22 protein-coding genes are annotated in these 22817 nt (G+C 57.0%); 14 read left to right on the top strand and 8 right to left on the bottom strand.

The genetic code is table 11. The features are described 5' to 3' along the window. Nucleotides 1-100: 100 nt before the first annotated feature. Nucleotides 101-2623, bottom strand: a complete 2523-nt coding sequence (locus K3727_10915; protein ID UWQ89346.1) for a response regulator — start codon at nt 2621-2623, stop codon at nt 101-103. A gap of 20 nt (nt 2624-2643) precedes the next feature. After that, nucleotides 2644-3111 carry a molybdopterin-dependent oxidoreductase gene (locus K3727_10910; protein ID UWQ93345.1) on the bottom strand — a complete coding sequence of 156 codons (468 nt, stop codon included), beginning with the start codon at nt 3109-3111 and terminating at the stop codon, nt 2644-2646. A gap of 336 nt (nt 3112-3447) precedes the next feature. Here K3727_10910 and K3727_10905 point away from each other — a divergent pair, with 336 nt between their 5' ends. Beyond that, nucleotides 3448-4062 (top strand): response regulator transcription factor, encoded by a 615-nt coding sequence (locus tag K3727_10905; protein ID UWQ89345.1) that lies wholly within the window; start codon nt 3448-3450, stop codon nt 4060-4062. 7 nt (nt 4063-4069) lie between these two features. On the opposite strand, the gene K3727_10900 is transcribed toward K3727_10905, so the two are convergent. Continuing rightward, on the bottom strand, nt 4070-5293 hold the full coding sequence (locus K3727_10900; protein ID UWQ89344.1) for a cytochrome P450: 1224 nt from the start codon (nt 5291-5293) through the stop codon (nt 4070-4072). Between the two features lie 322 nt (nt 5294-5615). On the opposite strand from K3727_10900, the gene K3727_10895 reads away from it, so the two are divergent. Next, nucleotides 5616-5957: a TfoX/Sxy family protein gene (locus K3727_10895; protein ID UWQ89343.1), complete on the top strand. Its 342-nt coding sequence runs from the start codon at nt 5616-5618 to the stop codon at nt 5955-5957. A gap of 152 nt (nt 5958-6109) precedes the next feature. Here the strand turns inward: K3727_10895 and ndk are convergent, their stop codons facing one another. Beyond that, a complete protein-coding gene (ndk, locus tag K3727_10890; protein UWQ89342.1) occupies nt 6110-6532 on the bottom strand; it encodes a nucleoside-diphosphate kinase in 423 nt (140 codons plus the stop codon). A gap of 209 nt (nt 6533-6741) precedes the next feature. Between ndk and K3727_10885 the strand changes: the two genes are divergently transcribed. The 4 genes from K3727_10885 (at nt 6742) to K3727_10870 (ending at nt 10297) form a co-directional block, all read left to right on the top strand. After that, nucleotides 6742-7014, top strand: a complete 273-nt coding sequence (locus K3727_10885; GenBank protein ID UWQ89341.1) for a hypothetical protein — start codon at nt 6742-6744, stop codon at nt 7012-7014. Nucleotides 7015-7125: 111 nt separating this feature from the next. After that, nucleotides 7126-8979 carry an ATP-binding cassette domain-containing protein gene (locus tag K3727_10880; GenBank protein UWQ89340.1) on the top strand — a complete coding sequence of 618 codons (1854 nt, stop codon included), beginning with the start codon at nt 7126-7128 and terminating at the stop codon, nt 8977-8979. Nucleotides 8980-9020: 41 nt separating this feature from the next. Then, entirely contained in the window at nt 9021-9635 is a 615-nt protein-coding gene (locus tag K3727_10875) for a MarC family protein (GenBank protein UWQ89339.1), read from the top strand. A gap of 80 nt (nt 9636-9715) precedes the next feature. Then, a complete protein-coding gene (locus K3727_10870) occupies nt 9716-10297 on the top strand; it encodes a TIGR02281 family clan AA aspartic protease (protein ID UWQ89338.1) in 582 nt (193 codons plus the stop codon). Here the strand turns inward: K3727_10870 and pssA are convergent, their stop codons facing one another. From pssA to K3727_10850, 4 genes are all read right to left on the bottom strand, one after another. Then, a complete protein-coding gene (gene pssA, locus K3727_10865; GenBank protein UWQ93344.1) occupies nt 10298-10987 on the bottom strand; it encodes a CDP-diacylglycerol--serine O-phosphatidyltransferase in 690 nt (229 codons plus the stop codon). It abuts the gene before it with no gap. 66 nt (nt 10988-11053) lie between these two features. Next, nucleotides 11054-11746: a phosphatidylserine decarboxylase gene (locus K3727_10860; GenBank protein UWQ89337.1), complete on the bottom strand. Its 693-nt coding sequence runs from the start codon at nt 11744-11746 to the stop codon at nt 11054-11056. A gap of 133 nt (nt 11747-11879) precedes the next feature. Next, complete coding sequence (locus tag K3727_10855; protein UWQ89336.1) at nt 11880-12338, bottom strand: DNA polymerase III subunit chi; 459 nt, start codon at nt 12336-12338, stop codon at nt 11880-11882. 8 nt (nt 12339-12346) lie between these two features. Beyond that, nucleotides 12347-13825 carry a leucyl aminopeptidase gene (locus K3727_10850; protein ID UWQ89335.1) on the bottom strand — a complete coding sequence of 493 codons (1479 nt, stop codon included), beginning with the start codon at nt 13823-13825 and terminating at the stop codon, nt 12347-12349. A gap of 143 nt (nt 13826-13968) precedes the next feature. On the opposite strand from K3727_10850, the gene lptF reads away from it, so the two are divergent. From lptF to K3727_10810, 8 genes are all read left to right on the top strand, one after another. Next, nucleotides 13969-15105 (top strand): LPS export ABC transporter permease LptF, encoded by a 1137-nt coding sequence (gene lptF / locus K3727_10845; GenBank protein ID UWQ89334.1) that lies wholly within the window; start codon nt 13969-13971, stop codon nt 15103-15105. After that, the gene (gene lptG / locus K3727_10840; protein ID UWQ89333.1) at nt 15102-16205 is read left to right on the top strand and encodes an LPS export ABC transporter permease LptG; all 1104 of its coding nucleotides are present in this window, start codon (nt 15102-15104) and stop codon (nt 16203-16205) included. The genes lptF and lptG overlap by 4 nt, the downstream gene beginning before the upstream one ends. 1 nt (nt 16206) lies before the next feature. Further along, complete coding sequence (lptD, locus tag K3727_10835; protein ID UWQ89332.1) at nt 16207-18393, top strand: LPS assembly protein LptD; 2187 nt, start codon at nt 16207-16209, stop codon at nt 18391-18393. Then, nucleotides 18378-19625 carry a peptidylprolyl isomerase gene (locus K3727_10830; GenBank protein UWQ89331.1) on the top strand — a complete coding sequence of 416 codons (1248 nt, stop codon included), beginning with the start codon at nt 18378-18380 and terminating at the stop codon, nt 19623-19625. The genes lptD and K3727_10830 overlap by 16 nt, the downstream gene beginning before the upstream one ends. Beyond that, nucleotides 19622-20596, top strand: coding sequence for a 4-hydroxythreonine-4-phosphate dehydrogenase PdxA (gene pdxA, locus K3727_10825; GenBank protein UWQ89330.1), 975 nt, complete (start codon nt 19622-19624; stop codon nt 20594-20596). The genes K3727_10830 and pdxA overlap by 4 nt, the downstream gene beginning before the upstream one ends. Continuing rightward, nucleotides 20593-21438: a 16S rRNA (adenine(1518)-N(6)/adenine(1519)-N(6))-dimethyltransferase RsmA gene (gene rsmA / locus K3727_10820; protein UWQ89329.1), complete on the top strand. Its 846-nt coding sequence runs from the start codon at nt 20593-20595 to the stop codon at nt 21436-21438. Before pdxA ends, rsmA begins: the two co-directional genes overlap by 4 nt. Nucleotides 21439-21583: 145 nt before the next feature. Then, the gene (locus tag K3727_10815; protein ID UWQ89328.1) at nt 21584-22138 is read left to right on the top strand and encodes a hypothetical protein; all 555 of its coding nucleotides are present in this window, start codon (nt 21584-21586) and stop codon (nt 22136-22138) included. 112 nt (nt 22139-22250) lie between these two features. After that, on the top strand, nt 22251-22817 hold the full coding sequence (locus K3727_10810; GenBank protein ID UWQ89327.1) for a TetR/AcrR family transcriptional regulator: 567 nt from the start codon (nt 22251-22253) through the stop codon (nt 22815-22817).

Here is a 22817-nt window from a genome sequence, read left to right as displayed (position 1 = left end):
CCGCGCTCACGGGTGCGGCCTTTTTAAATGCAAAACCTACGGGGGCGTTGCCGCGTGTCGCATCTGCTGACACCGCGCGATTGACCCGCGGCCAGCAATGTCATGGTCTGGACGCGGTGTTCAGCACCAGATGGTGAACTTCCTTGCGCAACAAATCCAGTGCGCGCAGATCTTGTTCGCTCACTTCCGTGTCTCCCATTTCCAAGCGGACCAGAAACCCACTCCCCTGCAGCCCCAGAACTCCGATGGAACCAGCTAATTTGTGGATCTGCTTTTTTTGCTGACCAGACAGGATCATTCCCTGCTTTATCTCATCATGAAGATGGTCGACATCTGATTTGACGTCCTGCAACAGCCTGGCCACATGGTCATCTCCCACTGTCTGACACAGCAGTTCAACACTGTTTCGATTTGATCCCGTACCCTGCAAAAAGCTGCCCATCGAATACTCGGTCCATCGCGAAATAGCGTTCTCCAGATCTTCGCCGGTGAACGGTTTTGTGACGACCTGGACGAAACCAGAGGCCATGAAACGATCCTGATCTTCGATGCCGGCATGTGCCGTCAGCGCCACGATTGGTGTCGTCTGGTTTGGCCCGTCGCGCATAATCTGATGCGCAGCCTCAATCCCGTCCATCCCTGGCATGCTGATGTCCATAAAAATCAGGTCAAAGCCTTGCCGTTGGGCCGCCGCTATGCCGGTTTGACCATCCTCTGCCTCGACCACAACATGTCCCTGGTTGCGCAGCATCGAAGCCAGAAGCATCCTGTTGATTTCATTGTCTTCTACAACCAAAATACGGGCGCAATCCATCTGCAGGGCCATTGGGCTGTCCACCCCGCCCTGTGGGCTGGTTTCCGGAGACCGAACCACGGGCAGCGGCAGACGCATCCAAAACAGGCTACCTTCGCCTTCGACACTCTCGACACCGATCCGCCCTTCCATCGCTTCGACCATCCGTTTGACAATCGCGAGCCCCAGCCCTGTGCCTTCGGACATTCGGGAATAACTGGGGTCAATGGTGACGAAATCGTCAAAGATCCGGTCCAGATCCCCGTCTGCAATCCCCGGGCCTGTGTCGATGATCTGGATCTCGACTTCGGCGGTTCCTGCCAGTCGATCCAGTTCAATACAGACTTCGCCGTTCCGGGTGAACTTCAATGCGTTTCCGATCAGATTGAGCATTGCTTTCTGCACCAACCTGGCGTCTCCGAACACGATCTGACGACCGTTTAAATTGGACCGCAATTCAAGCGTATTGTTGCCTTTGCGCGCAACAGCCTGTTGGCTGTCCACCAACGCCTGGGCCAGACGTTCCAGATCGAACCGCGCCCGGTTGAGCGCCGTCTCCTCGGCTTCCAATCTGGACAGTTCCAACACATCATTGACATGATGCAGCAAAAGATCCCCAGACACCCGTATCGCGTCAACCAGGCGGATCTGGTCGGGTTTGAGGTCTTGATGCTCCAACAGGTCCAATGCGCCCAGCACACCGTTCAACGGTGTTCTCATCTCATGGCTCATCACGGTCAACAGGTGGCTTTTTGCCTGTTCTCCTGCCAACGCCTCGTCCCGGGCGCGGCGCAGGGCGTTTTCGTATCGCACCCGATCCGAGATATCACGCAGGAAGATCACCAGGATTTCCTGGCTCTCGGAATAGGTTTCGCTGAGCGACAATTCCGCTGAAAACGGCTCTCCGGACTTGCGCCTGCCAGTCAAGGCCAGACGTTTTTGGGCAATATCGCTTTGGTGGGCCGCTTGTAACAGGACATCGACCAAATCATGGGGGTGGTCCGATCCGTCGGCTGGTGTCTGAACCAACTGTGTCACTGGCGTCCCGAGCATTTCCGCCTGCGAATAGCCAAACAATTCCTGGGCCGCGGCGTTGAAATCCCGTATCTCGCCACTGCGATTGATGGTCAGGATCGCATCCAAAGACGACGATACCATGCCCTCCAAACGGGCACGAACGCCCTCTCGCTCCTTGGAAATGCGCCCCAATCTCTGGTACATCTGGATCAACAGCAAAACCCCGGCCACCAGAATTGCAGCCAACCCCAAAGCCGTTTTGACCATGGCGGCCAATGTTTGCCCAATCGCATCTCGACGGGCGTCGGATTGGCTGGCATGCACCCGAACAGCCACCAGGGAAGATGATCTAACTTTTGGTTGTAAGGCTTTGATCTCGGAAACAAAGTCTTCAAGAGACGCCATCAGATTTGCGTCTGATCCGTCAATCACTCCGACCCAGCGATCCAAAAAATCAACCATTTCGGCAATATGGTCCGGGGACCCTGCGTCCTGAAACAACTGCGCATAAGACGAGCTTTCCCGAAACGTGTGAACCCGGCTATAGAACACATCAAACCGACGCCGCAGGCTGGTCAGGCTGCCCCTGCTTTCCTGTGCTGACACAACCGCAATCTGCAATTGCATCAACTCCACCTCGCTCTGCACCAGGTTCCACTGCACATTGTCCGTGCTCGTGACTGACAGTTGATCCAACTGCCACAGAACATCCCTGCCCAGCCGAATGGTCTGCGACCCGACAATCACCAGACCGATGACCAGAAACAGACCAATGACCAGAAGGCGGCGGATGTGCGGGGATCTTGTTGGCATATAAGTCCCGCGTCACTCGCTCAGGGATTCAGGATAAGGCGATTTAACTGCCAAACGCTGCGTACGTAAATCTCTTCGCGTTGATACGCTGGGTCACTGTCATAGGGGTACACCACCCACAACGGCCCTTTTTCCCGAACCGACATCTCGTCCCCATTGCGCAGGTACGCAATGATTGGCCCCTCGGGGCGTGCGTCCGTCATGGGAATTTCGGCCAGATAGTCATTAATTGCCCAGGCTTCCACAGTGCCGGCGGTAATCTCCAGCTGTTTCATCAAATCGGACAAAGCAACGCCAGTAAATTCCTGTGTGCCCTCGGTCCAGACGGTTTTGGTCTGAAACCTTGTGATCGGCATCGACTTCAGGTCTTTCAAGGTGAATTCTGCCAGCGTCTTTTCCTGACCACCCTCGGCCAAACGTACCGTCAACAAGACTGCCCTGTCTGGTTCGGCTTGCTGTTCCTGCCCCCAGGCCGGGCCACCCAGCATCAGGCCTGCAACACTTCCAGCCTGTATAAAAGTTCGCCGCAGCATCAATTCCCCCACACTTCAGGACATTGGTTTTTCAAACGATGCGAGAGTGCCATACATCGTCACCCCGAGCACAGGAGCATTCGATCACATACTACTACTTTAGTATAGTAACCTGTGTTATAAATGCGCATTAACACCAAGTTTTCTAACGTTGGATAGTCATTGGTCAACTATATGCCTTTTCGGTAAAAGGATCTAAGAATCAGACACTTTTGTTCGATTCTTCGGTTTGAATGCCACGTGATTACCCATAGCTTGATTCCAAGCTGGAATTGTCAGGACGACGCACAATTGCAAATCCTCATTGCTGACGACCATGACATGGTCCTGGAAACCATCGCCGCCTATGTGCGCAATGAAATCGTCTCGGAAATTTCAACGGTTTCTTCTCTACCGGCTGCATTGTCGGCGATCAAACGTTCCGGGCCCTTTGACCTGGTGTTGCTGGACTATGATATGCCAGGAATGAACGGGTTGGACGGGCTGACGCAGGCCTTGCAGCACAATGGCGGCAAGGCCGTGGCGATCCTGTCCGGCAATGCAACGAACAAAATTGCCCAGGCGGCGTTGGAACACGGTGCAATCGGGTTCCTCCCCAAGACCCTGACCGCAAATTCGATGATCAACGCCATCCGCTTCATGTTGAGCGGCGAAAAATTCGTTCCCGTTTCACTGTTGCAGGACGAACAGGCAGGTCAGGACCATCCTTTGACACGCCAGCTCACCCGGCGCGAATTCCAGGTGCTCGAACAATTGTGCAGAGGGCGATCCAACAAGGAAATCGCCCTGACATTGGGATTGCAGGAAGTGACGATCAAACTGCATGTGCGTACCTTGTGCCGGAAGCTGAACGTCAAGAACCGGACTCAGGCGGCCCTGACCGCAAAAGAATCCGGTTTGTTCTGACCCTGGCTCACATCATCCGCGCTGGCAAACTGGCGTAGCCATGGAACCGAATGCGCCCACCGGATTCGCGCCCCGCAAGACAGGTGTAATTGGGGAACCGCGACAAGAGCCGCGAAAGGGCGATCCGACCTTCGAGCCGCGCCAAAGTCAACCCTACGCACACATGCGGCCCGCCGGCAAAAGCAAGATGCCGATTGGGTTTACGGGTGATATCGAACCGGGTTGGGTCAACGAACTCTGACGGATCCCGGTTCGCAGCCCCCATACACAGATGCAGATTGGTCCCCGCCGGGATCGTCAGACCATCCATCTGGATTTCGGCCGTGGTCTCTCTGTTGCCAAACTGATTGGGCGACCGAAACCGCAGGATCTCTTCGACCGCAGGATTGATCAGGGCCGGATCCTGCAACAACAATGCGCGCGAGTCGGGGAAATCATTCAAAAGCGCCAGACCATTGCCAATCAGGTTGGTCGTGGTTTCGTGACCTGCGTTCAGAATAAAGATACAATTCTGCATCAACTCTATTTCGCTCAGCTGTGCATCCACGCCTTCGCCCCGGATCAACCGCGTCAGAACATCGGTTTCCGGATCACCCGGATGTGCCCGACGCCGTGCTATCAGATCCTGTAGATACACCTTGAACTCCCGCACGGCGGTGTGACCGCGTTCCAATTGCGCTTCGCTCAGCGAAGGTTCCAATGCGCCCAGGATCGCCAATGACCAATCCCGCAACGGACCTCGTTCTTCGATCGGGACATCCAGCAAGTTGCCGATGATCTGGATCGGGATGGAGGACGCAAAATCCGTAATCAGGTCGACCTGATCACGCCCTGCCAGTGCGTCCAGCAAATGATCAATCGTGTCGATCAGCCCAGGCTCCATCCGCGCAATGGCGCGCGGCGTCAACGCCGAGGTCATGATCTTGCGAACACGGGTATGCAAGGGAGGGTCGTTAAAGACCAAGGATGTGGTGTGATGTTCGAACAAGGGGGATCCGACGCCGAACTTGGGACCAAAGGCCGCCTTTTTGTCGGACGAATACAACGTTGTATCACGATAAATTCGGTCCAGATCCACGTGACGACACAGCAGGACCGAACCGTCTGGCTGTTGCAATACCGGCGCATGCGCCAGCAATGCATCATAAAAGGGAAACGGGTTTTCTATGAACCCATCTGGTGGATTGGCCAGGTCAAACCCCTGCCATCTGACATCCAGTTCAGTTTTCACAACACTTCCTTCCCGACGACGATGTGACCACCCGGCTGGGGATCCTAACCGGGGAGAGAGGACAAATCTCGACGCGGCTTGTCAATTCCCCAACTGCATTATGCATTACAATTTCCGAAATTTCTTTCCCGTTTTGTAACATCAAAATTTCGACATTGTCATGATCTGGCAGATTGGGCACCCCGATCCTTCTGGTTCAGCACAAACGCCGACAATGGCCGCCCATATTCGGGCCGATACCCTTCTGGTGATACGCCGAATGGGATGAAATTCATCACATTCCGCTACTGACCTTTGCCAGCAACTTGGCTAAACTTTCCCGATGATGACACCTGTTTCTTCGATCAGAAATCTGGGCCCTGCCTTTGAACAAAGCTGTGCTCGCGCTGGTATTTCAAGTGCCGAACAATTGCGGGATCTGGGAGCGGACCGGGCCTATGGCATGCTATTGGACAGCGGCACGCGACCGCACTTTATCGGGTATTATGTGCTGGTCATGGGACTGCAAGGACGCCCATGGAATGATTGCAAAGGACAAGAAAAGGCAGATCTGAGACAGCGATTTGATGCGCTCAAGGAACACGCCAAAGGCAAAGGCTTGGGCGCGTTCGAGCAGGTGCTGGACGAAATCGGCGTCATCGACCGACGGCGTCAAAATTCTTAGACAAGAATTTTCCCGGCATCATCTCTGCCCGTCTGTACGCGGCCCTACTCTTCCACATACCCAAATAGAAAAGCCGCCAGCACAGGCTGACGGCTTTGGATCAGTGCAAATTTCTTACAAAGAAATTTGCCAAAACTTTTAAAAAGTTTTGATTACCCAACCAGTTCGATACCGGAGAAGAAATACGCGATTTCGATTGCAGCGGTTTCCGGTGCGTCGGAGCCATGAACAGAGTTTTCGCCAACCGACTCCGCAAATTCCGCACGGATGGTGCCAGCAGCGGCGTCGGCTGGGTTGGTTGCGCCCATGACTTCACGGTTTTTGGCGATCGCATTTTCGCCTTCCAGAACCTGAACGATAACTGGTTCGGACGACATGAATTCGCACAGTTCGTCATAGAACGGACGCTCGGCGTGCACGTCATAAAACTTGCCAGCCTGGGCTTTGGTCATATGGATGCGCTTTTGTGCGACGATGCGCAGACCAGCATCTTCGAATTTGGCATTGATCTTGCCGGTTAGATTGCGGCGGGTTGCATCGGGTTTGATGATCGAAAAAGTACGTTCCAGCGCCATGAGAGAGCTCCTGCTTGAGTGTAACACCGGGCAAGCGCCCGGCCGATGTTGAATTGAGGCCCCGATAACATGGCTCCTGTTCGGGATAAAGAGGGTTTGCGCAGCTTTGGCACAGTCCGGTCATTTGGGGCTTTTTAAACCCGACTGTTTCCGTCAGATTTGACGCGCGCGAACGGGACCCTAAAAATTGGAACAAGAAGGAACTTACCATGTTCGTCAAACCCGTAGTGCTATTGGCCCTGCTTGCCTCCCCTGCCCTGGCCCAGGGTCCGCTGCCATTGACCTATGACGTTTTTGAAACGGCTGTGCCACATGTCAATCTGGACCAGTGCCCCAAGGAATTGCCACAGGAGCAGTCGTTTTGCCGTGCAACGCTCAATCACGATGAGATCCACGTCTTTGCCTTTGACCAAGAAGGCGAGAACCCGATGATCGGATTTGCCACCTATCCCTTTGGCCCCCTGGCCACGCAGTTAAGGTAAAGTCAGCAGGGTCCGCCAGCCACGAACCAGCCAGCAAGACCCGTTGCAATCATACTTTTGTCTTCTGCTTGCCCATTGACAACCGCCATCCTCTGGCTCAGTGCAAGACCCATGTTACGGATCCAAAATATCACCTACGCCGTCGAGGGCCGCCCGCTTTTCGAGGAAGCCTCGGCTACCATCCCTACCGGTCACAAAGTTGGCCTGGTCGGACGCAATGGCACCGGCAAAACCACACTGTTCCGCATTATCCGAAACGAACTGTCATTGGAATCCGGCACGATCAGCATGCCAACCAAGGCCCGCATCGGAGGCGTGTCCCAGGAAGTGCCTTCGAGCGATGTTTCCCTGATCGACACGGTTCTGGCCGCCGACACCGAACGCAGCGCCTTGTTGACCGAATCCGATACAGCGACCGATCCGGGGCGGATTGCCGAAATTCAAACCCGATTGATCGACATCGACGCCTGGTCGGCCCCGGCCCGCGCATCTTCGATCCTCAAGGGGCTCGGGTTTGATGATCCTGACCAAAGCCGCCCCTGTTCCGATTTTTCGGGCGGCTGGCGAATGCGGGTTGCGCTGGCGGCGGTTCTGTTTGCCCAGCCTGATCTGTTGCTGCTGGACGAACCGACCAACTATCTCGACCTCGAAGGGGCGCTGTGGCTGGAAAGTTATCTGGCGAAATACCCGCATACCGTTCTGATCGTGTCGCACGACCGCGGATTGCTGAACCGGGCTGTGGGATCCATCCTGCATCTCGAAGACCGCAAGCTGACCTATTATGCGGTCCCTTACGACAAATTTGCCGAACGCCGGGCTGAACGGCTTGCTCAGGCCGAATCCGAGAACACCAGATCCAAGGCGCGCATTGCACATTTGCAGAGCTTTGTAGATCGGTTCCGCTACAAGGCCTCCAAAGCCGTACAGGCGCAATCGCGGCTCAAGATGATCGAGCGGATCCAACTGGTGTCGACCCCGCAAGAGGCCGCCCTGCGCGCTTTCACCTTTCCCGAACCCGAAGAGCTGTCGCCCCCGATCATCAATATCGAAGGCGGGCGCACCGGGTATGGTGAAGTCGAAGTCCTGAAACATCTGAACCTGCGCATTGATCAGGACGACCGGATCGCCTTGTTGGGCAAGAATGGTCAGGGGAAATCCACCCTGTCCAAATTGTTGGCCGAACGTTTGCCGTTGATGGCAGGCAAGATGGTGCGTTCGAACAAGTTGCGCATAGGGTATTTTGCGCAACATCAGGTCGATGAATTGTACGTGGACGAAACCCCATTGGATCACCTGCGCCGCTTGCGCCCACGCGAGACACCTGCCCGTTGGCGGTCTCGTTTGGCGGGCTTTGGCCTGGGACCAGATCAGGCCGAAATCAAGGTTGGGCGTCTGTCGGGCGGGCAAAAGGCGCGTCTGTCGTTGTTGATTGCCACAATTGATGCGCCGCATATGCTGATCCTTGATGAACCGACCAACCACCTGGACATCGAAAGCCGCGAAGCATTGGTCGAAGCGCTGACCACCTATTCCGGTGCCGTAATCCTGGTCAGCCACGATATGCACTTGCTCAGCCTGGTGGCCGACCGGCTGTGGCTGGTTTCAGGCGGCACGGTGGAACCCTTTGACCAGGATCTCGAAGCTTACCGGTCCCTGTTGTTGAAAAAGGACAAACCCGCATCCAAGCAGCAGTCCCAGAAAGCCGCAAAACCCAAACGCGCCCCGCGTGATACGATCCTGACGCTGCGCGCGGATGTCCGCACAGCCGAAGCCCGACTGGAAAAGCTGACCGGCATGCGTAAAAAGCTGGACGAAAAGCTGGCCGATCCGTCGCTTTATGAGGCACACAAACAATCAGACCTGGCCGTGTGGCAGGGCAAACATACCGAAGTGCTGGAGGCACTGGATCGGGCCGAATCCATTTGGATGGACGCCCTGGAAAAACTGGAAAAAGCCGAGGCCTGACATCAAACAGGCACGCGCAAAACCAACAGAGAGACGCAGGCATGGATACATCTTTCTTTGTGACCTCCTTTGTCACTTTGTTCGTTATCGTGGATCCCATCGGGTTGATGCCTGTCTTTGCCGCGCTGACCCAGGGCATGTCTCCGGCCCGGCGTCGGTCTGTTGCCCTGCGATCCTGTCTGACGGCGGCGGTGCTGTTGACCCTGTTCGCGGCATTGGGCGAAGCGGTCTTGAACTTTATCGGAATTTCCATGCCTGCCTTTCGCGTTGCCGGTGGGGCCCTGTTGTTTCTGACCGCATTGGACATGCTGTTTGAACGGCGCAGCAAACGGCGCGAAGATCAGGGCGAAGATACTGTCGATGATCCTTCGGTGTTCCCCATGGCCATTCCGTTGATTGCCGGTCCCGGATCGATCGCCACGGTCATCCTGTTGTCCGGGCAGACCCCGGGATACGAAGGCTTTGCGCTGGTGCTGGCTGTGATGGCGTCGGTTCTGGGCATCGTTCTGGCCATGTTCATGGCTGCGGGTCTGTTCGAACGTGCCCTGGGTAAAACCGGGATCAATGTGGTCACCCGCCTGTTGGGAATGCTGCTGGCGGCCCTGTCGGTCCAGTTTATTCTGGACGGGCTGCGGGACTTTGGCTTTGCCGGGTAAACGTAATTATTATTGCGCTCGGGAATTGGCATTCCGGCTAACAGCCCCAATATGTTTCTAATGACACACAGGATATCAGCATGAATGGCGACCAATTTGCAGAAATGGCCTATCTGGCAATTCTGGGCGGCGCGGTGCTGATCTGGTATATCACTCGACACCGGCTGTCTCTGGGCAAAGTCGCACAGCAGGCGTTGGCCTGGGTGTTGATCTTTGTCGCCGTGATCGCAGCCGTCGGCGTTTGGGACGACATTCGCGCAACGATCACACCGCAGCAATCGGTGCATACTGACAACAACCAGATCATTGTGCCCCGCGCCCGGGATGGACATTATTACCTGACGTTGATGATCAACAACCAACCGGTGCAATTTCTGGTCGATACCGGCGCGTCGCAGATGGTGTTGAACAAGGCGGACGCCAACAAGGTCGGGCTGAATGCGGATGACATGATTTTTTCCAGCGTCGCCTATACCGCAAACGGAACAGTGGCCACCGCCCCCGTTCGCCTGTCGAGCGTGGAATTGGGCCCCTACAAGGATGACCGGGTGTCGGCCTGGGTCAATGGCGGGGAACTGGACCAATCGTTATTGGGCATGTCCTATCTGCAACGCTGGTCCAGCATTGAAATACGCGACGGATCTTTGGTTTTGACCCGCTGACTAGGGTGACGGTTTTTTGGAGCGCCCAGACGCCACCAATCCCCAGAACAACAGGCCGATATAGCAAAAGGTCAGAACCGACAGAACCGTCCACAAATAGGTCAGCAAAGCCGCCACCAACAACACGCCTCCCAGCAAAAAATACTTGGCGTTTTCGTGGTCGATCGAAAAATTCTTGAACGAATAAGTCGGGATGCGGCTGATCATCAGCAGACCGATCAGGCAGATATAAAGCCCGACAGCGATCGGATGCAGGGGCGAGACGTCCGGCAACGCAAAGGACACGACCATCGGCAACAGTACCAGTATTGCGCCCGCGGGGGACGGAACACCGACAAAATAATCCGATGCCGGCTTGTCCGTTTCCATCCGGCTGCTGACGTTGAACCGGGCCAGACGCAGAACACAGCAGATCGCATAGCTAAGAACCGCGATCCAGCCGCCTCGATAATCCTGCAAGGCCCAACTGTGCAGGATCAATGCCGGAGCGACGCCAAAGTTCAGAAAATCCGCCAGCGAATCCAGTTCGGCACCGATCTCTGATGCGCTGTTCATCATCCGCGCCAACCGCCCGTCCAGCCCATCAAGAATACAGGCCAACAAAATGAGCCGCACGGACATTTCATAGTTGCCATCATAACCAAAGCGGATCGCGGTCAAACCCGCACAGATCGCCGCAATGGTCAGCATGTTGGGCAACAGCTGAAAAACCTGAACGGCCTTTTTCTTGCGGGGGGGGAGCGGTGCGGTCACGGATCAGTCTTCCCGCACCAGCCGGGCCGGCTCTTGGGAGGTCAAATCCGCCAGCACCGTTTCGCCGGCAATCATGGTCTGACCCAGATTCACCATGGGTTGCACGCCATCGGGAAGATAGACATCCAGACGCGATCCAAAACGGATCAGGCCGAACCGCTCGCCGGTTTTCTTGTGATCATCGACTGACGAAAAACAAACGATCCGACGCGCCACAAGCCCGGCAATCTGTACCACGGCAATCTGGCGGCCATCGGCCATTTCGATACACAGAGAATTGCGCTCGTTGTCCGAACTTGCCTTGTCCAGAGATGCATTGAAGAATTTCCCCGGCCGATAGGCAATCGCGGCAATGCGTCCGGCGATTGGGGCACGGTTCACATGACAGTTGAAGACGCTCATGAATACGCTGACCCGGGTCAGGGCCTGATCGGACATGCCCAATTCAGCCGGGGGCACGGCTTTTTCGATCAGCGATACAATTCCGTCAGCGGGGCTGACGATCAGCCCCTCGCGGGTTGGCGTTGCCCGTTTGGGGTCGCGAAAAAAGTAGTAGCACCAGACCGTCAACCCGACACCGACCCACCCCAGAAAGGTCGACAGCAGAAACAGGATCAAAGTGATCCCCGCAAAGATGGCGACGAATTTGCGCCCTTCCGGGTGCATGGGTTTGATGAACGTGTCACGCATTTTCATGGAAGAGGCACCATTTTGTTAGGAGTTGCTGTCTCCCTGCCCGATCCGGTTTGCGAAGGCAATATGACAATGGAAAAAGTTATCCCCGACGCCCGGCTCTTCAGGAAACCTGAAACAGACATCCGGGTGCAGATCAGGCTTCAGCCTTCTTTTCCCAGCGCCCGCTTTCTTCGGACCAATATTGCGCCGCGCAGCCTGCCCCCGTCAGGCTTTTCCATTGTCCACGGGCCCGCTGAACCGCATCTTGGTCAAAGCCGTCAAACAGGATACAGACCCGCTCCATTGCCTGGACTTCCTCGGTTGACACATCGGCCCCGCTGACGCTCATCAGACATTGGGGCGTGTTTGCCAGATCGCTGCCGGTGGTCAAAAGAACCGGTTGCAGGGCATCATGCGCGCCACCCGCAACCCCATGCGGCAGAAAGCTGTCTTCGGGGCCCTGCCACAGCTTTTCGTCGAGCCAGTCAAGATAACCGGGATCTGTTCCCCGAACCGCAATCCGCCATCCGGCCTGCCGTGCTTTCTGCAACAGCAACGGCAGGGTTTCGTCCAGCGGCTTGCGGGTCAGGTGATAGAAATAGGCAGCGCCCAAGGGTCCGGTTACTCCGTCTCGTAGGCGTTGCGCACCAGACGATCCAGCGCGCGCACCCCCCATCCGGTCGCGCCCTTTGGGGCGAAATCGGATTCGGATTTCAACAGGGCAACCCCTGCGATGTCCAAATGGATCCAGGGCATGCCATCCTTGACAAACCTTTGCAGGAATTGCGCAGCAGTGATTGATCCGGCCGGACGTCCCCCGATGTTCTTCATATCGGCAATCGCGGACTTCAGCAGGTCATCATAGCTTTTGCCCAATGGCATCCGCCAGGCACCCTCGTCCTCTTCGCGCGCGGCCTTGAGGAAGGCATTGCACAACGTGTCGTCATTCGAAAACACCCCGGCATTGTCATGCCCCAGCCCGATGATGATTGCGCCGGTCAACGTCGCAAGATCAATCATCCCGACCGGGTTGAACCGTTCCTGCGCATACCACATCACGTCACACAGAACCAAACGTCCTTCGGCATCCGTGTTGATAATCTCGACCGTGTCCCCCTTCATCGACTTCACGACGTCTCCGGGGCGGGTAGCATTGCCCGACGGCATGTTTTCCACCAGACCGACCAGACCGACGACATTGGCCTTGGCCTTGCGCGCCGCCAAGGCCCGCATGGTCCCTGCAACCACACCGGCCCCGCCCATATCCATGGTCATCTCTTCCATGCCGCCCGCAGGTTTCAGAGAAATCCCGCCGGTGTCAAACACCACACCTTTGCCGACCAGAGCCAGCGGGGCTTCCCCCTCCTTGCCCCCGTTCCACTGCATCACCACCACTTTGGATGGGCTATCGGACCCCTGCCCGACGCTGAGCAGGGTCCGCATCCCCAGTTCGGCCAATTTGTCTTCGTCCAGAATTTCGACGTCCAACCCAAGCGCGGTCATCTCGGCCAGGCGGTTGGCAAATTCTGTGGTTGTCAGCACGTTGGCCGGTTCACTGACCAGGTCGCGGGTCATATGCACCCCTTCGGCCACGGCCTGCATCGGCGCGAATTTTTCAGCCGTCTCGACGCTGGCCTTGTGGGCCACGCGGATCGCACCGGGTGCCTGAGCGTCGTCTTTTGGCGTCTTGTGCGCGTCAAATTCATAGAGCCGCAACGCCATGCCCATCGCCACATCCGCTGCCTTTGGATGCCCGCCCATCATCACCGTCAGCGCCGTCTTGCCCAGCGATTTGACCAGCGTCGACCCGGCCTTGCGCGCCTCGGTGACACCCAGCCCGCGTTCCAGCACCAGAACATCCAGCGACTCGGCTGCCATGCCCGTCGGCCATGCCAGCGAGATCACCTGACCGGATTTGACTTTCTTGAAACTGTCGCTTTCGACCAGACGCTCCAGCGCGCCTTTCGTCAGCCGGTTTGCGGTGCGTGCCGACGGGTCCAATTGCCCCTCTGGTGTTACAATGACAGCAACGCGCCCCTCTGTTTCGGCGATTTTGACGGTCTCAAGTTCGACAAATTGAATGGGCTGATGTGCAGTCATAAAGATCTCCTGTCGGGATTTTCAGCTTGTTTGTGCCAAGAGGTACCCTGCTGTGAGCAAGTTGACCAGATATCAGTTTTCCCCGCCAAACATTTACAGTAAGGTCTGCGAAAACACCGATAACAGGATCTGGGGGGATCGCGTTGTCTAGATACGACAGATATGTCCTGTCCCAATTTCTGCTGTTCTTCGGCTTTTTCGCGCTGATCCTTGTGGCAGTGTTCTGGATCAACCGTGCAGTGGTGTTGTTTGACCGCTTGATTGGCGATGGCCAATCGGCGCTGGTTTTCCTTGAGTTCACAGCGCTTTCGCTGCCGAATCTCATTCGGATGGTGCTCCCGATGGCGGCCTTTGCTGCGGCCGTCTGGGTTACCAATCGGCTCAACAGCGAAAGCGAATTGACGGTGATGCAGGCGACCGGGTTCAGCCCGTGGCGGTTGGCACGTCCGGCATTGGTCTTTGGTCTGGTCACTGCGGCGATGATGTCGGCCCTGACCCATTTTCTTTTGCCCGCGTCCATCAGCCAGCTTGCGGTGCGCGAATCCGAAGTGGCGCGCAACGTGACCGCAAAACTGCTGAGCGAGGGCAGTTTTCTGCACCCAGCGCCGGGTGTGGCCTTTTTCATTCGTGAAATTGACCCCGACGGCACCTTGCGGGACGTGTTCCTGTCGGACCGGCGCGACCCGACCCAGACCATCATCTACACTGGTGCCAAAGCGTTTCTCGTGCGCGACAACGAAGCGGCGAATTTGATCATGGTTGATGGGCTCGCCCAACGGCTGGACACCGAAAGCCGCACCCTGTCGACAACAGTATTTGCTGACTTCTCATATAACATCTCATCCGTTCTGAAGTCCGACGAATCCAATGTCCGCAACATCCGGGCAATCGCGACGCTGGAATTGATACGAGGCCGCGAATCCCTGCCCGAGCGCGAGATATACACCGAAGGCCATCTGGTCGAAGAACTGCACCTGCGTTTTGCCCGTGCGTTGATCTGCGTGGCCGTTGCGCTGGTCGGGTTTTCCGCCCTGCTGGTGGGCGGTTTTTCACGATTTGGGGTCTGGCGGCAGGCATTTGGTGCCTTTGTGCTGTTGATCGTGCTCGAGATGTTGCGCGGTGTCGTATCCGAACCAGTGATCGAAAATCCGGACCTCTGGCCGCTGATCTATCTGCCGACAGCCGTCGGTTTGGCCTTTGCCGGCGTGTTCCTGCAACTGGCGGCCCGGCCTCTTGCACCTCTCTTGAAACGTCGCCACGCACAGGAGGCGCGTTCGTGAAGCTGGATCTTTATTTCGCCCGCCGGTTCGTGCAGTCGTTTCTTTTGATTGGAACCGTGTTTCTGACATTGATCATGCTGGTCGATATCATCGAACAAATTCGCCGGTTCGAAGGCATTCCCGTCTCTTTGGGTCAGATGGCCCATCTGACTTTGCTGAATGCGCCCGCCGCGATCAGCGAAATTCTCCCGTTGTTGATGATCCTGGCCACGATCGTGCTGTTTGTCGGGCTGGCCCGCAGCAGCGAGCTGGTGGTGACGCGGGCCACCGGACGGTCGGGCATTCGGGCGTTGGCGGCACCGGTGGCGGTCGCGGCCATCATCGGCGGCCTGACGGTCACCACGTTGAATCCGATTGTTGCGGCGACATCGAACCGATCTCAGGAATTGGTGGACACGTATCGCAATGGTGGCCCGTCGGTTCTGTCGCTCAGCGGCGAAGGGCTGTGGCTGCGCCAGGGCGGCGCTTTTGGCCAGTCGGTGATTCACGCCAAAGGCTATGCCGGTGGGGCCACCGATGTGACCCTGTTTGACGTTACATTTTTGTCCTACGCGCCCGGAGGCGGCCCCATTCGTCAGATCATCGCCGAACAGGCAAAACTGAATGGAGACGACTGGGTCTTGCAAAACGCCAAGGTCTGGCCCCTGGCCGCTGGGTTGAACCCTGAAAAAAACGCGGCTCAACATGATGAACTGCGCGTTCCGACAACATTGACCCAGGATCGGATTCGCGACAGCCTGGGCAGGCCTGCTGGTGTGTCGATCTATAACCTGCCTGAAACCATTCGCGAATTGGCTACGGCGGGGTTTTCCACCAAACGCTATCAGGTCTGGTATCAGGTCGAATTGGCCCGACCATTGTTTCTGGTGGCCATGGTCCTGATCGGAGCTGCCTTTACCATGCGCCACACCCGGTTCGGAGGCACCGGCATTTCCGTTCTGGCGGCGGTTCTGTTGGGATTCACCCTGTACTTTGTTCGAAATTTCGCCCAAATCCTGGGTGAGAATGGACAATTGCCCATTGCGCTGGCCGCCTGGGCTCCTCCAATCGCCTCGGTGATGTTGTCACTGGGTCTGCTTCTTCATGCAGAGGACGGATAAGATGATCCGCGCATTGCTTCTTTCCACAGTTGTGCCGCTGGCGCTGGCGGTTTCGACCTTGCCGATGTCTGCGCAGACCCAACCTGCACAGCCCTCTGCGCAACCCCAGCAGGAGCCACAACCGGCCGTGCTGGTGGCCGACAGTGTGTTCATCACACCAGACCGCCAATTGATTGCACAGGGCAACGTCGAGGCCTTCCACGGGGAAACCCGCCTGAAAGCCCAGCGTATCCTGTTTGACCGGGAAACCGACACGTTGACCATCGACGGTCCAATCCGTATCGACCAGGGCGACGAAATCACGATCCTAGCCAATTCGGCGGAAATGGATAAAGCGCTGCAAAATGGGCTTTTGATCGGGGCGCGCATGGTGTTCCAGCAACAGCTGCAGTTGGCTTCGCTTCAGATGACACGGGTCGGAGGGCGGTACTCTCAGCTTTACAAAACGGCTGTAACCTCTTGTCATGTCTGCGAAGATGGGCGTCCGCCCCTGTGGCAAATCCGGGCCAGAAAGATCACGCATGATCAGTTGGAACGCCAGTTGTATTTCGAAGATGCGCAGCTGCGAATTCTGGATGTCCCGATCTTTTATTTTCCCGGGATGCGCCTGCCCGATCCGACGTTGGAGCGGGCGACAGGTTTTCTGATACCCACCGTCCGGACAACGTCCCAATTGAGCACAGGGATCAAGGTCCCGTACTTCTTTCGGCTTGGTGACCACAAGGACCTGACGTTGGCCCCGTATCTGTCATCCAAGACCCGGACATTGGATTTTCGCTATCGCCAGGCCTTTCGCACCGGATGGGTTACTGTCGAAGGTGCCTATACCGACGATGACCTGGAACCCAACAACAGCCGCGGATATCTGAACGCCTTTGGTTTGTTCAACCTGGCCCGTGACTTCAGATTTGCCTTTGATATCAAATCCGTATCGGACGATGCATATCTTCTGGATTACGGTTTGCCCTACGAAGACCGCCTGCGCAGCGAAATCTCTCTGGAGCGCGCCCGGCGGGATGAATTGATCCGCCTGGCATTGGTGGATTACAAATCCCAACGCGACGGTGAAGACGAAGACCAAATTCCGACCAACATCCTGCATTTTCAGTATGAAAAGCGATTGTTCCCAACCCAGATCGGGGGGGAATTGCGCCTGGGTCTGGATGCACAGGGACACCGGCGGGCTGGATCCGTGACAACCCCAGGACCGCCTGCGACCGTGGGTCGGGACGTGGCCCGTGCCACGGTTGACGTGAACTGGCGGCGACAGTGGATTCTCGACAGCGGTCTGGTTGCCGATTGGGAAATGGGCGTCGCCGCGGACACCTTCGGGATTTACGATGATCCCGCCTATCCATCCCGCTCCAACCGGACCATTCCCCGAACTGCGCTGACGCTGCGACTTCCAATGGCGGCGCAACGATCAACGGGGGCGACGCATTTCTTTGAACCGATCGTTCAGTTGGGCTGGCGGGATGTCGCGGGACCGCAGGTCGCAAACGACGAAAGCAATTTTGTCGAATTCGATCAGGGAAACTTGTTGGCCTTGTCCCGGTTTCCTTCCAACGATGTACGCGAAGAAGGCCTGACCCTGGTCTATGGGGTCAATTGGGCGCAGTATCTGCAAGGCGGCTGGAATGCCTATGCAACCATCGGTCAGGTTTTCAGAGAGCCCGCCGATCCGAATTTCTCGACCACATCCGGGCTGAGCGGCACCTCGTCGGACATCCTGCTTGCCGGTCAGATTTCCACGGCTTCCGGCCTGGCCTTTACGGCGCGCGGATTGCTGAACGGCGGTCTGAGCTTTTCCAAAACTGAGTTGCGCGGAGATTGGGTCTCGAACAGGACCAAACTGTCGGGAACCTTCTTGTGGCTGGACGCGGACGCGGCCGAAGGACGGGCAATTCCCACTTCCGAATTGTGGCTCGACGGCAGCTATGACGTGACCGACTTCTGGACGGCCAGCGCCAATGTGCGCTACGACATCGAAGGATCCCAAGCCTCCTGGGCCGGGATTGGCCTAGTGTATCAAAACGAATGTATCACGGTCGATCTTTCGCTCAACAGGCGTTACACTTCGTCGACGAGTATTGAACCGTCGACCGACTTCGGGTTTACCATCTCACTCAACGGATTTTCCGTAGACGGCGGAACAGAAAAATACAGGCGAGCATGCAAACATTCCTGACCCCCAAGCACCTGACCCGCATCGCACAGCAGTCGCTGGCGTCCCTCGTCATTGCCGCTGGATTGGCATTGCCGGTTCCTGCTATCGCCGGAGGGTTGTTTTCACCGGCGATCTCAGTGAATGAATCCGTGATTTCCCAGTACGAACTGGAGCAGCGTGCGCTGTTGATGGAATTGCTGCGGGCACCGGGCGATCCTGTCGAAACGGCGCGCAAGGAACTGATCGACGATCGCCTGCGTCAGGAGGTTCTCGACGACGTAGGGCTGGTGGTCTCGGATGAAAGCATCCAACAGGGCATTGTCGATTTTGCGGCGCGAACCGGATTGAAGCCAGACGAGTTCATCAAAATTCTGGGTGAAAACGGCGTTTCCCCCGAAACCTTTCGCGACTTTGTCAAAATTGGCCTGGGCTGGCGCGAATACGTTGCCGACCGCTATTTGTCCCGCGCCCGTCCCAGCGAAGCTGAAATCGACCGGGCCATGGGGCAATCCGGCGGATCGTCGGTGCAGATTCTCCTGTCTGAACTGATCATGCCGGTTACGGAACAGAACATCACCCAAGTCGAAGCAATTGCCGCAGACGCTCAACAGACAACCTCGTACGAGGAATTCTCCAGTTTGGCCTCGCAATTCTCGGCTGCAAGCTCTCGGGATCAGGGCGGGCGTCTGGGGTGGCTGTCGCTTGATCAGCTTCCGCCTGCGTTGCGTCCGACCCTGTTGTCCTTGCAACCCGGTGATGTGACCAACCCCATGCGTTTGGACAATGCCCTGGCGCTGTTCCAATTGCGTGGCGTGCGCGAAGCGAATATTTCAGCCCCCCGCTATGCCGCCATTGAATACGCCACCTATCGCATTGCAGGCGGGCGCACCCCCGAAGCGTTGGCCGCCGCCAAATCAGTTGCCGACCGTGTTGACACGTGTGATGACCTGTATGGTGTTGCCAAGGGTCAGCCCCCCGAACTGCTGGACCGTCAATCACAAAGCCCTTCGGACATTCCCAGCGATATCGCTGTTGAGCTGGCCAAACTGGATCAGGGAGAAATTTCAACCGTGCTGACGCGCAACAATGGCCAGACGCTGTTGCTGTTGATGATGTGCGGGCGCACGGCGGAATTGGCGCAGGATGCGTCGCGCGCACAGATCGCGGACGGGTTGACCCAGCAACGGCTTGCGGCATTTTCCACCAGCCTTCTGGATCAATTGCGGGCCGATGCGGTCATTCTTGATAAATGATCCCGCCCCTTGCGCTCAGCTGTGGCGACCCCTCGGGGATCGGGCCTGAACTGGCTGTTGCAGCCTGGTCTCAGCTGCGCGGCACCTGTCCATTCGTCTGGATTGGCGACCCGAACCACCTGCCAACCGGCACGCCGATTTCCCGGATCACCGATCTGGATCAGGCACGTGATGTCGTTGCCGGTGCAATGCCGGTCCTGGCCCAGAGCTTTGCAGCACCGGCCCATCCCGGTCAGCCCGACCCCCGCAATGCCCAGGGGGTAATCGACGCAATCAAAACCGCCGTATCTCTGGTGCAAACCGGGTCGGCCTCGGCAGTCTGCACTGCACCAATCCACAAAAAGGCGCTGATTGACGGGGCAGGATTTGCCTATCCCGGTCACACCGAATTTCTGGCCGCCTTGGCCGGAACGACCCGTGTTGTGATGATGCTGGCCAGTCCACAGTTGCGGGTGGTGCCCGCCACCATTCATATTGCCCTGTCCGAGGTACCAAAGCAGCTGACGCCGGACCTGTTGCGTGACACCATTCGCATCACCCACCAGGGGCTGCAACAGCAGTTTTCGATCGCCACCCCCCGCATTGCCATTGCCGGTCTTAACCCACACGCTGGCGAAGGTGGCGCAATGGGTCACGAAGAACTTGACTGGATCGCGCCGTTGGTTGCGGAATTGGCACCGCGCTATGGCCTGATCGGTCCCCTGCCCGGCGACACATTGTTTCACGCCGCCGCGCGCACCCGATATGATGCTGCCATCGCCATGTATCATGATCAGGCGCTGATCCCGATCAAGACGCTGGATTTCGACAATGGGGTCAATGTCACCTTGGGCCTGCCGTTCATCCGAACCTCGCCCGACCATGGCACCGCCTTTGATATTGCCGGTCAGGGCATCGCCAATCCGTCCAGTCTGATCCAGGCCCTAAAGCTGGCTTGGGAGATGGCCCAGAAGAAAGCCGCCCACGCATGAGCTCCATCGATTCACTCCCCCCTCTGCGCGAGGTGATCGACACCCATCAGATCGCTGCGCGAAAATCGCTGGGGCAGAATTTTCTGCTCGACTTGAACCTAACGGCCAAGATAGCCCGCCAGGCCGGGGATCTGACCGGGTGTGACGTTCTGGAAATCGGCCCCGGCCCCGGCGGTTTGACCCGCGGTTTGTTGGCCGAAGGTGCGCGTCGGGTGCTGGCGGTGGAAAAAGACAGTCGCTGCATGCCCGCGCTGGATGAGATCGCAGCCGCTTATCCGGGACAGCTGCAGGTGATCAACGGCGACGCGCTGGACATTGATCCGTTGCAGTATCTAACCCCGCCCGTGCGGGTTGCGGCCAACCTGCCCTACAACGTGGGGACCGAATTGCTAGTGCGTTGGTTGACCCCGCCGCAATGGCCGCCATTCTGGCAAAGTCTCACACTGATGTTTCAGCGCGAAGTCGCCGAGCGGATCGTGGCCGAGCCTGGGTCCAAGTCCTATGGGAGGCTGGCCATCCTGGCGCAATGGCGCACAGAGGCCAGAATCGTTTTGTCCCTGCCCCCAGGGGCCTTTACTCCGCCGCCCAAAGTATCCAGCGCAGTGGTGCATCTGACCGCCTTGCCCGAACCGCGTTTCCCCGCAGATGCCAAAGTTCTGTCGCAGGTTGTGGCCGCCGGGTTCAATCAAAGGCGCAAGATGTTGCGGGCCTCTCTCAAATCGGTGGCACCAAATATCGAAGATCACCTGAACGCTGCGGGAATCGCGCCAACCGAGCGGGCCGAACAGGTTTCATTGGAAGCATTTTGCGCCCTGGCTCGATCGGTCGCTGCCGCCAGATGAAATTTCCCCCTTTGCTTCGGGATCCTGTGAAGCGCATTTGACTATCACGGCTTCGTGATAACCAAAGCTTTGATTTCATCCGCAAGTTATGTACCAAATGGTTCCCAATATTAAGGTACCAATTGGTACACAACAGGAGGATCAAATGAAATTTTCAGTAATCGCGTCTCTGCTGGCCATGTTCCTGGCCGTGGCACTGCCCCCAAACCCGGCTCAGGCCAGTGATTTTCACGATCACGTCGTGAACTCGACCAGCCGTGGCATTGCCATGGACGGATTTGATCCAGTTGCCTATTTCACCCAAAACAAACCTGCCAAGGGCGATCAGGCCCATCGCGCGACTTTCAAAGGTCGGGTTTGGGTGTTTGCCAATGCAGAAAACAAGGCCGCGTTTGAAGCTGCACCCGAGAAATTCGCCCCACAGAACAATGGATGGTGTGCCTGGGCTGTTGCTCATGGATATGCCGCCGAAGTCGATTTCCTGGACGGGTGGTTCATCGCGGATGACAAGCTGTATGTTACCTGGTCAGCCGAGGTAAAGGACCGTTTCCTAAAGAATAAAAACCAGCTTCTGCAACAGTCACAGGCCAATTGGTCCACGGTTCATGAGGGACTGTTGGATGGGTCGGTCAAGTTCGGATCTCATGCCCAACGCCCGGCATTGGGATTTTCCCACCCCCAGCAGCTGCCCGAATCGTGACCAGTCCCGCAGATTGAACATCTGTCGGAATTCCATATATTTTGACCAATCCGTCGCCCGAACCCGGTTCGGGCGATTTTTGTGATCGGGCCAAGACCCGCGAGGAGAGTCCATGAGCCGCCCCCGACAGTTCGATGAAACCAATGCATTGGAAGGCGCCATGGTCATGTTCTGGACCCGAGGCTACGCCGCGACCAACTTGCCTGATCTTCTGGATGCGATGTCGTTGACGCGCGGGTCGTTCTACAAGGCGTTTACCGACAAACATTCGGTCTATCTGCGGGCGATTCAACACTATGGGGATACCCGCATGACCACGGCAGTGGCGCTGCTGACCAACGCCGCCAACGGCACACCCAGACAAAGACTGACGGATTTCTTTCTGCGCACAGAATACCACACGGCCAAACCGTCCCGGACCGCGGGCTGTTTCATCTGCAATGCAATTGTGGAACTGGGTCCGACCGATCCCGTGGCCGTCATCGCCTGCGATCGTATTCTAAATCGCCTGACGGATGCATTGGAATCCGTCGTCAGGGAAATTCACCCTGACATATCGGATCCGATCGCCCGCCAAAAAGCCCAGATGCTGAAACGCCTGTATCTGGGCTCCCACGCGATGGGCCGCATGGGAGGTTCTTTCAAGGATTGGGAAACCACCCTCTCAGAGCTCGTCTGA

The sequence above is a fragment of the Rhodobacteraceae bacterium M382 genome, assembly GCA_025141015.1.
In the GTDB taxonomy this organism is placed as follows: domain Bacteria; phylum Pseudomonadota; class Alphaproteobacteria; order Rhodobacterales; family Rhodobacteraceae; genus Aliisedimentitalea; species Aliisedimentitalea scapharcae.
The sequence above is the reverse complement of the archived record's forward strand: the minus strand, read 5'-3'. Positions and strand labels throughout refer to the sequence as shown.

Excerpts from the sequence above, each read along its gene's own strand:
- K3727_10915 (UWQ89346.1), bottom strand. The coding sequence starts at position 2,623 with ATGCCAACAAGATCCCCGCACATCCGCCGCCTTCTGGTCATTGGTCTG.
- K3727_10910 (UWQ93345.1), bottom strand. The coding sequence starts at position 3,111 with ATGCTGGGTGGCCCGGCCTGGGGGCAGGAACAGCAAGCCGAACCAGAC.
- K3727_10895 (UWQ89343.1), top strand. The coding sequence starts at position 5,616 with ATGATGACACCTGTTTCTTCGATCAGAAATCTGGGCCCTGCCTTTGAA.
- ndk (UWQ89342.1), bottom strand. The coding sequence starts at position 6,532 with ATGGCGCTGGAACGTACTTTTTCGATCATCAAACCCGATGCAACCCGC.
- K3727_10885 (UWQ89341.1), top strand. The coding sequence starts at position 6,742 with ATGTTCGTCAAACCCGTAGTGCTATTGGCCCTGCTTGCCTCCCCTGCC.
- K3727_10880 (UWQ89340.1), top strand. The coding sequence starts at position 7,126 with ATGTTACGGATCCAAAATATCACCTACGCCGTCGAGGGCCGCCCGCTT.
- K3727_10875 (UWQ89339.1), top strand. The coding sequence starts at position 9,021 with ATGGATACATCTTTCTTTGTGACCTCCTTTGTCACTTTGTTCGTTATC.
- K3727_10870 (UWQ89338.1), top strand. The coding sequence starts at position 9,716 with ATGAATGGCGACCAATTTGCAGAAATGGCCTATCTGGCAATTCTGGGC.
- pssA (UWQ93344.1), bottom strand. The coding sequence starts at position 10,987 with ATGCTGACCATTGCGGCGATCTGTGCGGGTTTGACCGCGATCCGCTTT.
- K3727_10860 (UWQ89337.1), bottom strand. The coding sequence starts at position 11,746 with ATGAAAATGCGTGACACGTTCATCAAACCCATGCACCCGGAAGGGCGC.
- K3727_10850 (UWQ89335.1), bottom strand. The coding sequence starts at position 13,825 with ATGACTGCACATCAGCCCATTCAATTTGTCGAACTTGAGACCGTCAAA.
- lptD (UWQ89332.1), top strand. The coding sequence starts at position 16,207 with ATGATCCGCGCATTGCTTCTTTCCACAGTTGTGCCGCTGGCGCTGGCG.
- K3727_10830 (UWQ89331.1), top strand. The coding sequence starts at position 18,378 with ATGCAAACATTCCTGACCCCCAAGCACCTGACCCGCATCGCACAGCAG.
- pdxA (UWQ89330.1), top strand. The coding sequence starts at position 19,622 with ATGATCCCGCCCCTTGCGCTCAGCTGTGGCGACCCCTCGGGGATCGGG.
- rsmA (UWQ89329.1), top strand. The coding sequence starts at position 20,593 with ATGAGCTCCATCGATTCACTCCCCCCTCTGCGCGAGGTGATCGACACC.
- K3727_10815 (UWQ89328.1), top strand. The coding sequence starts at position 21,584 with ATGAAATTTTCAGTAATCGCGTCTCTGCTGGCCATGTTCCTGGCCGTG.
- K3727_10810 (UWQ89327.1), top strand. The coding sequence starts at position 22,251 with ATGAGCCGCCCCCGACAGTTCGATGAAACCAATGCATTGGAAGGCGCC.